This is a genomic window from Microvirga sp. Mcv34 (assembly GCF_024519725.1).
In the GTDB taxonomy this organism is placed as follows: domain Bacteria; phylum Pseudomonadota; class Alphaproteobacteria; order Rhizobiales; family Beijerinckiaceae; genus Microvirga.
Genome location: NZ_JALJRK010000255.1, coordinates 1 through 1,045 on the forward strand (window position 1 = coordinate 1; position 1,045 = coordinate 1,045).

Annotated in this window: 1 protein-coding gene; it reads left to right on the forward strand. The window is 60.9% G+C overall.

Annotation, left to right across the window (positions count from 1 at the left end; translation table 11 throughout):
• On the forward strand, nucleotides 1-833 hold an 833-nt coding region (locus tag OC446_RS30490), incomplete at its 5' end, for a transposase (protein ID WP_262032604.1).
• Nucleotides 834-1,045 lie beyond the last annotated feature (212 nt).

Here is a 1,045-nt window from a genome sequence, read left to right on the forward strand (position 1 = left end):
CCCTGCTGATGGCCGGATCACCCTACGATCCAGAGGTCCATTATGCCAAGAAGGGAACGACAGCCTGGATCGGCTACAAGGTGCATCTCACCGAGGCTTGCGACGAGGGCGGACCACACTTGATCACGCATGTGGAGGCCACGTCGGCACCTGTTGTCGATCTCGACGCTCTCGACGACATCCATGCGGCACTCGAGGCCAAGGGCCTGCTGCCCGATACTCATCTTGTCGACGCCGGTTATGTTGCGGCCGACCAACTTGTCGCCAGCCGGAAGAAGGGCGTCACGCTTTTAGGGCCGGCTCCCAAGGATTATCAGTGGCAGGCCCGTTCAGGTGAGGGCTTCACGGTGCAGGACTTTGTCCTCGACTGGGACCGGGAGGTGGCGACCTGCCCGGCCGGGCACGAGAGCAAGAGTTGGAGCCCTGATTATCACCAAAGACGGACCGCGTTCAAAGTTCGCTTCTCGACAACAGATTGTCGCCCCTGTCCCTTGAAAGCACAGTGTACCCGAAGTGGGCGGCGGCTGCTCACGCTACGACCACGCGAGGAACACGAGACACTGGAGGCGGCTCGCCAGCGCGAGGAGCAGCTTGCCTTCTCAAAAGAGTATCGACAGCGCGCCGGCATTGAGGGAACGATTTCGGCGGGCGTCCGGGTCCTGCATCTACGGCGCTCACGCTACATCGGTCTCGCCAAGACGCATCTCCAGCATGTGCTGACGGCGGCCTCCATGAACCTCATCCGACTAGGAGCCGCACTCGCTGGCACTCTGCTCGCACGAACGCGGCAATCCGCATTTACCAAGCACATGATGGCTCCCACTCCGGCATGAGGAGTTCGCCAGCAGTATCTTAAGCGAAGCAACTCCAGTCTTGTGGTGGCGCCGGGCAGACCGTTCGTCCATCTCCTTCGTCATCTCGCAGACCTCGGCGGGAAACTGCTGGTTACCTGACTGACGTCATCACCACATCCTCAGTGTTGATGGTTCATCCGAGCCGGTCCCGGAAACGCTCACGCGCAAGGTCGTCTCACATCGCATGAGAG